This window comes from Mesorhizobium sp. P5_C1 (assembly GCF_054049815.1).
Genome location: NZ_JBFULQ010000315.1, coordinates 1 through 6,548 on the forward strand (window position 1 = coordinate 1; position 6,548 = coordinate 6,548).

Annotated in this window: 8 protein-coding genes; 6 read left to right on the plus strand and 2 right to left on the minus strand. The window is 64.0% G+C overall.

The window, feature by feature from the left end; all coding sequences use genetic code 11:
* The 6 genes from ACXJ7R_RS21600 to ACXJ7R_RS21625 all read left to right on the plus strand — a co-directional run.
* Positions 1-237: (2Fe-2S)-binding protein (locus ACXJ7R_RS21600; RefSeq protein WP_457153624.1), on the plus strand; the 237-nt coding region annotated here is incomplete at its 5' end.
* Between the two features lie 11 nt (positions 238-248).
* Positions 249-1,616: a xanthine dehydrogenase family protein molybdopterin-binding subunit gene (locus tag ACXJ7R_RS21605; protein WP_457153625.1), complete on the plus strand. Its 1,368-nt coding sequence runs from the start codon at positions 249-251 to the stop codon at positions 1,614-1,616.
* A 1-nt stretch (position 1,617) separates the two neighbouring features.
* The gene (locus ACXJ7R_RS21610) at positions 1,618-2,622 is read left to right on the plus strand and encodes a xanthine dehydrogenase family protein molybdopterin-binding subunit (protein WP_457153626.1); all 1,005 of its coding nucleotides are present in this window, start codon (positions 1,618-1,620) and stop codon (positions 2,620-2,622) included.
* A gap of 9 nt (positions 2,623-2,631) precedes the next feature.
* Positions 2,632-3,513, plus strand: coding sequence for an AAA family ATPase (locus tag ACXJ7R_RS21615; RefSeq protein ID WP_457153628.1), 882 nt, complete (start codon positions 2,632-2,634; stop codon positions 3,511-3,513).
* A 5-nt stretch (positions 3,514-3,518) separates the two neighbouring features.
* Positions 3,519-4,637: a vWA domain-containing protein gene (locus ACXJ7R_RS21620; RefSeq protein WP_457153629.1), complete on the plus strand. Its 1,119-nt coding sequence runs from the start codon at positions 3,519-3,521 to the stop codon at positions 4,635-4,637.
* Positions 4,637-5,524: an amidohydrolase family protein gene (locus tag ACXJ7R_RS21625; RefSeq protein WP_457153630.1), complete on the plus strand. Its 888-nt coding sequence runs from the start codon at positions 4,637-4,639 to the stop codon at positions 5,522-5,524. Before ACXJ7R_RS21620 ends, ACXJ7R_RS21625 begins: the two co-directional genes overlap by 1 nt.
* Positions 5,525-5,575: 51 nt before the next feature.
* Here the strand turns inward: ACXJ7R_RS21625 and ACXJ7R_RS21630 are convergent, their stop codons facing one another.
* Positions 5,576-6,106 carry an N-acetyltransferase family protein gene (locus ACXJ7R_RS21630; RefSeq protein WP_457153627.1) on the minus strand — a complete coding sequence of 177 codons (531 nt, stop codon included), beginning with the start codon at positions 6,104-6,106 and terminating at the stop codon, positions 5,576-5,578.
* 30 nt (positions 6,107-6,136) lie between these two features.
* The gene (locus ACXJ7R_RS21635; protein WP_457153631.1) at positions 6,137-6,544 is read right to left on the minus strand and encodes a carboxymuconolactone decarboxylase family protein; all 408 of its coding nucleotides are present in this window, start codon (positions 6,542-6,544) and stop codon (positions 6,137-6,139) included.
* Between the last annotated feature and the right edge of the window lie 4 nt (positions 6,545-6,548).

The following is a 6,548-nucleotide window of genomic DNA, read 5'->3' on the forward strand; positions in this document are numbered from 1 at the left end:
GGTGGCGTCCTGCACCCGCTGCAGCACGCCTTCCTCGACACCTTCGCCACGCAATGCGGCTTCTGCACGCCGGGCATGATCATGGCCGCCAAGGTGCTGCTCGACCATACACCCAATCCCAGCCGCGACGACGTGGTCGAGRCGCTGTCGGGCAACATCTGCCGTTGTACCGGCTACGAGCCGATCATCCAGGCGGTGCTGCGTGCAGCCCGCGCCAATTCGCAGAACGCGGCCTGAGGGAAGCAAACATGGAACTGCGCAAGAGCTACTTCGCCGATGTCCGCAAGGATGATCTGCACGAGATCGGCCAGCCCCGGCCGCGCTCGGATTCACCCGGTCATGTCACCGGCAAGACCGCTTTTTTCGCCGACCGCAGTTTCCCCGGCATGCTGCACCTGAAGATGGTGCGCAGCCCGCATCATCACGCCCGCATCCGCTCGATCGACACCGCCGAGGCGGAAAAGCATCCAGGCGTGGTGAAAATCCTGACCGCCAAGGACGTGCCGCACAATGTCTACACCATCCTGATCCTGATCCAGATTGGACCGGAGGACGAGACGGTGCTCGCCGACGGCAAAGTGCGCTGGAAGGGCGAGGCCGTCGTCGCCGTTCTGGCCGAAACCGAGCGCGCCGCCCAAGAAGCCGCCGCCAAGGTCAAGGTCGACTATGAAGTGCTGCCGGCCGTCTTCGACATGGAGGAAGCACTGAAGCCCGGCGCGCCGCTGGTCAACGAGTACCACGGTCAGAACTATTATCTCTATGACAGCGGCGAATGCCGCAAGGTGCGTTTCGGCGATATCGAGGCAGGCTTCGCGGGCGCGGACCACATCCTCGAGCAGAGCTACCAGTCCTCGCCGATCGAGCATGCGCCGACCGAGACCACCGGCTGCGTGGTGGCGCCCGAAGGCAATGACCGCTTCACCTGCTRCACCAACACGCAAGCGATGTTCTTCACCCTCGACAACGCCTCGATTATCCTGCACATGCCCGGCAACAAGCTCCATTTCGTCGGCGGCACCGTCGGCGGCGGCTTCGGCGGCAAGGTCGACGTCATCGTCGAGCCGATCGCCATTCTCGGCGCCAAGCTCACCGACCGTCCGGTTTCCTTCATCTACAGCCGCGAGGAGGAGATGCAGATCTCCTCGCCGCGCGCCGCCGAAAAGGTGGTCATCAAGGACGGCGTCATGAAGGACGGCCGCATCGTCGCGCGCAAGGTCACCGGCTATACCGACGCCGGCGCCTATTCGCGCCATTCGCCTTACGGCGCGCAGAAGGGGGCCGGCCACTATCCCGGCCCCTACACCATCCCCAATGTCTGGATCGACACCTACTGCGTTTACACCAACCGCACGCCCTCCTCCGCCATGCGCGGCTTCGGCGTCACCATTGGCGACTTCGCTCTGGAGGTGCAGATGGACAAGCTGGCGCGGCTGATCGGCATGGATCCGCTCGAATTCCGCTTCATCAACGCCTATCGTGACGGCGACATGAAGGCGCATCGCCAGCCGACCGAGGGTGCGGCGCTGATCGAGTGCATGCAGGAAGCCTCGCGCGCCGCCAACTGGCYGGTGGCGGAAAAATTCATGGCGATGTCTTCCTACGTGAAGGGAGCTTGAGATGGCGATCAGGCGCGGACGCGGCGTTGCCGCCATCAACTATCCAACCGGCATGAACCTTGGCGGCGACCCGACCCAGGCCCTGGTGCATTCGACGCCGACCGGCAATTTCATGGTCACACTGTCATCGGTCGATCTCGGCCAGGGCATGAAGCAGATCATGGCGCAGATTTGCGCCGAGACGATCGGCGTGCCGACCGACCGCGTCGTCGTCGACACCGCCGACACCGATACCGGCCCGCACTGCATGGGCACCTTCGCCTCGCGCGGCACCCACCGCGCCGGCAACGCCGTCATCCAGGCCGCCAGGGAAGCCCGCCAGGTGATGCTGGAAGTGGCCGCAGAGGAGCTGGAAGTGAACGCCTCCGACCTCGAGACCGATGGACAGGGCAACATCCTGGTCAAGGGCGCGCCGCAAAAATCGATCTCGATCTTCGACGTCGCACTGTCGGCTCATTTCAAGCGCGGCCGCTCGATCTCCGGCCGCGGCATGTTCCTGATCCCGCGCTCCTATCCCGAGAAAGAGACCGGCGCGATGAAGCCGTCGACCTGCTATGCGCATGCCTGCACCGTGGCCGAGGTCGAGGTTGATGACGAGACCGGCGAGGTCACAGTGCTGACGGTGAAGAACATTTTTGAGATCGGCCGTGCGCTGAACCCGAAAATGGTCGAGCAGCAGCTCGTCGGCGGCTCATGGATGGGCATCAGCCATGCGCTTTACGAGACGACCGAGCCCTACTATCCCAACCGCGACCATGGCGGCACCGACTTCAACCAGTATCTGATGCCTGGCCCCGGCGATCTTGCCGAGACCGAGATCATCGTGCTGGAGCGGCCGTCGGCCGACGGGCCTTATGGCGCCAAGGGGCCGGGCGAAATGTGCGCAAACCCGCAGATCCCCGCCGTTGCCAATGCCGTCTTCGACGCCGTCGGCGTGCGCATCGACACGCTGCCGATCACGCCCGAGCGCATCCTGCGCGCGCTCAGGGCGCAAGCGGCGAACTGAGTGATCGAAATGCCCGAGGTGAACGCCGAGACATCGCCGACCTCGCCGGAGGCTGTGGCGCAGCACCTGGCCGCCTCGCGCTATCTAGCCGATGACAGCCTGGCAACCGCCATCTTCCTGGCTATCCGGCTGGGCAAGCCGCTCCTGCTCGAAGGCGCGCCGGGCGTCGGCAAGACGGAAGCGGCCAAGGCGATCGCACAGTTGCTCGGCCGCGATCTCGTACGGCTGCAATGCCACGAAGGCATCGACGCCGCGCACGCGCTCTACGAATGGAACTACCAGCGCCAGTTGCTCGCCATCCGCCACGCCGGCGAGCACGAGATCGACATCTATGACGATCGCTTCCTGATCGCCCGGCCGCTGCTGCAGGTGCTGAAGGCGCCGGAGCAGCGCGTGCTGCTGGTCGACGAGATCGACCGATCGGACCATGAATTTGAGGCGCTGCTTCTGGAATTCCTCTCCGATTTCCAGATCAGCATTCCCGAGCGCGGGACCATCCGCGCCACAGCTCAGCCGATCGTCATCCTGACCTCGAACCGCACCCGCGAACTCGCCGAGGCGCTGCGCCGACGCTGCGTCTACCACTGGATCGGCTATCCCGACGCCGAGCGCGAGGCCGCCATCATCATGCTGCGCGCCGGCGATGTGGCGCAAGACACCGCACGCGCAGTGGCGACAGCCGTGCAGAGCATCCGTGCGCGCCCGCTGGCCAAGCCGCCCGGCATTGCCGAGGCGGTCGAATGGGCCAACGCAGCGACCATTCTGGAAAGGGGCGGCAGCCCGTGGCCCGAAGCCTTCCGCCGATCGATCGGCGTGCTGATCAAGGACGAAGAAGACCTGACCTACATCGCGCCGGAGCTTGGCCGGATTGTCGAGGAGGCCATGGCGTGAACGCCCTGCCCCGCGCGGCCGCGCCGTTCCTCGGCTTCGGCCGGCTGCTGCGCCGTTACGGCTTTGCCGTCGCGCCGGAGCAGGTGTCCGGCTTCATGCAGGCCGTGACATTGCTCGGGCCGCGTTCGATGGCCGACATCCGCGAAGCGGCCCTTGCGACGCTGGCGCCGCCGCCAGACCGCCGCGACGAATTCGAGGCGCATTTCCAGAACCATTTCTACGGCAACGCATCCGCCGTGGTCGAAGGAGACGGAGATGAGGAAATCAATATCAAGGATGATGGCGGCGCTGACGTCGAACGGATCGAAGCCGAGCACAGCCAAGAAGGCGGCGAACTGTCCTCGGCCCTGGAGCAATTGAGCGCGCGCGATTTCCAGCGCGACGACGATAGGCTGGCCGCCTTCCGCCGCAAGCTGTCCCCGGCCTTGCCTGCCCGCCGCTCCTTCCGCACCGTGCGCACCCACTCGCGCGGCAAACTCGATCTGCGCCGGTCGCTCAGGGAAATCGTCAGTGCCGATGGCGACGTGCCCTCGCCGCTGCTGCGTCGCCGGCAGACTGTGCCGCGCAAGCTGCTGATCCTGATCGACGTCTCCGGCTCGATGAAGCTGCACACGTCAGACTATCTCAAGCTCGCCCATGCCGCAGTGCAAGGTGCTGACCGCGCCGAAATCTTCACCTTCGGCACCCGGCTCACCCGCATTACCGCCGCACTGCGCATTCGCGACCGCGACCAGGCGCTGGCCCGCGCGGCGGCGCAGGTCGATGACTGGGACGGCGGCACCCGCATGGGGCCGACGCTGCTCGCTTTCCTGTCGGTGCCACGCTTCTCCGCTTTCGCCCGCGGTGCAGCGATCGTCATCCTCTCCGATGCGCTGGAGCGCGGCGATCATGCCGAACTGGAGACAGCGATGCGTCGGCTGAGCGCGCGCGCTTTCCGATTGTCTCTCGCGACGCCGCTCGCCGGCGACCCGCGCTTCTGGCCTGCAACGGCAGCACTGCGCGCCATCCTGCCGGTGCTCGACGATCTCATCGACGGCTCGTCGCTCAAGGGCCTCACCGATTTCATCCTGTCGCTCGCCCGCCCGACCCCGGCGGCGGCGGCAATCTGGAAGAGGGTTTCGTGATGCAGAAAGCAATCGACGCGCATTTCCACATCTGGCGCCAACAGGACCAGCCCTGGCTGGTCGGACCGATGGTGCCGCGCATCTTTGGCCCCTATGAGCCGATCCGCCGCGACTACCCGATCGAGGAATTCTTGGCCGACCAGAAGGGATCGGGCGTCGAAAAAGCCGTCTATGTCCAGACCAACTGGGCCAAGGAAGATTTCGAGAAGGAGGTCGCCTTCCTGCAGAAAACGGCGGATGAGACCGGCTGGCCACACGCCATCGTCGGCTACACCGACATGACCGTGGACGATATCAGGCCCCAGATCGACCGGCTGAAGAAATATCCGCTGCTGCGCGGCGTGCGCATGCAATTGCACTGGCACGAGACGCCGGCCTTCCGCTTCGCCACTTCGGCCGACCAGGTCATCGATCCCAAGGTCCGCGCCAATGTCGCCCGGCTGAAGCACTACGGCCTGTCCTTCGACCTTCAGCTATTCCCTGCCCAGATGAAGGACGGGCTGACGCTGGTCGGCGAGAACCCGGAGACCAATTTCATCCTCACCCATGCCGGCATGCTCACCGGCATGGAGCCCGAAATCACGGAAGCCTGGAAGGCAGGCCTGCGCACGCTGTCGGCCGCGCCCAATTTCCATGCAAAACTGTCCGGCCTCGGCACCTTCGTCCACGGCAACCACCCGGCTCTGATCGCTTACATCGTCGACAATGCGATCGACATCCTGGGCGCGGACCATCTGATGTTCGGCTCGAACTTCCCGATCGAGAAACTGTGGACCAGCCACGCCGAGCTGATCAAGGCGCATCGCGCGGCGGTGGCCAAGCATGGCGCGAAAGCTGAGGCGGATATTTTCTGGAACACGGCCGAGAGAGTTTATCGGCCTGCATAGCACACGCCTTCCCTTCTCAAGAAGGTGGCCAAGCGCCTTTGATGTATCTGCTCACAACGGCCGGCCTAAAACCTGGACCATATGCCGTTTCGCCCCAATACTGACTGGCCCCGCCATCCGCACCAGCTTGAAGCCCTGCCGCTGCCAAAAGCGAAGAGCCTGCTCATTTTCTGTGATCACGCCGAGTTCCACCCACTTGACGTTCTGGGATTTCAGCCACCTGAAAAAGTCGTCGCACAGTGTACGCCCCAACCCTCTTCCGCGAAGTGCTTTGTCGATCATGAACAACGCGATCCACCAACACTCCACTCGCGGATAATTGCGGTCGCAGGCCAGCAAGCCCACGAATTCACCATCGATTGCCTTCACCCCGAATACGAATTTGTCGGCTTCCGTTCGGTTCGGTGGAAAGTTCTCAAATTCCTCCTTTGCGGTGGCAACGTTGGGCGGCTCGCCTCGTTCCAGCACGACATAGTCAGAGCAGCCCTGATACAGCGGCACCAGTCGTGAAGCGTCAATTCCAATCAGGCCTTCAATCTCGTAGCCAGAGAGCGACGTTGGAAATCTGGTGCTTTTGTCCATGAAAGTTCCAGCCGCGGGAAGCAACCGCCCTCACTTCACCTCGAACTGCGGATCGACGGGGATCTGCATCGCCGTGACCAGATGGTTGGTCTGGCCGGCCAGCCCGATGATCGAAACCAGTTCGCCATGCTGCACGTCTGTCATGCCCTTCGCCCGGGCCGCCGCCGTGTGCGAGTGGACGCAGTAGGAGCAGCCATTGGCGGTCGACACCGCGATATAGATCATCTCCTTGGTCAATGGATCGATGGCGCTGTCAGCGACCATCACCACCTTCAACTGTTCCCAGATCCGCTTCAGCGCCGGTGGATCATTGGCCAGCCCCCGCCAGAAATTGTTGACGAAATCGGCTTTGCGAGTCGCGCGGATGTCGTCGAACACCGCCTTCACAGCCGGGATCTTCTCCACCTCGGCATCGCTCAGAAGTTTCGTGGTGGCCATGGCT

Excerpts from the sequence above, each read along its gene's own strand:
- ACXJ7R_RS21610 (WP_457153626.1), top strand. The coding sequence starts at position 1,618 with ATGGCGATCAGGCGCGGACGCGGCGTTGCCGCCATCAACTATCCAACC.
- ACXJ7R_RS21630 (WP_457153627.1), bottom strand. The coding sequence starts at position 6,106 with ATGGACAAAAGCACCAGATTTCCAACGTCGCTCTCTGGCTACGAGATT.
- ACXJ7R_RS21615 (WP_457153628.1), top strand. The coding sequence starts at position 2,632 with ATGCCCGAGGTGAACGCCGAGACATCGCCGACCTCGCCGGAGGCTGTG.
- ACXJ7R_RS21635 (WP_457153631.1), bottom strand. The coding sequence starts at position 6,544 with ATGGCCACCACGAAACTTCTGAGCGATGCCGAGGTGGAGAAGATCCCG.
- ACXJ7R_RS21625 (WP_457153630.1), top strand. The coding sequence starts at position 4,637 with ATGCAGAAAGCAATCGACGCGCATTTCCACATCTGGCGCCAACAGGAC.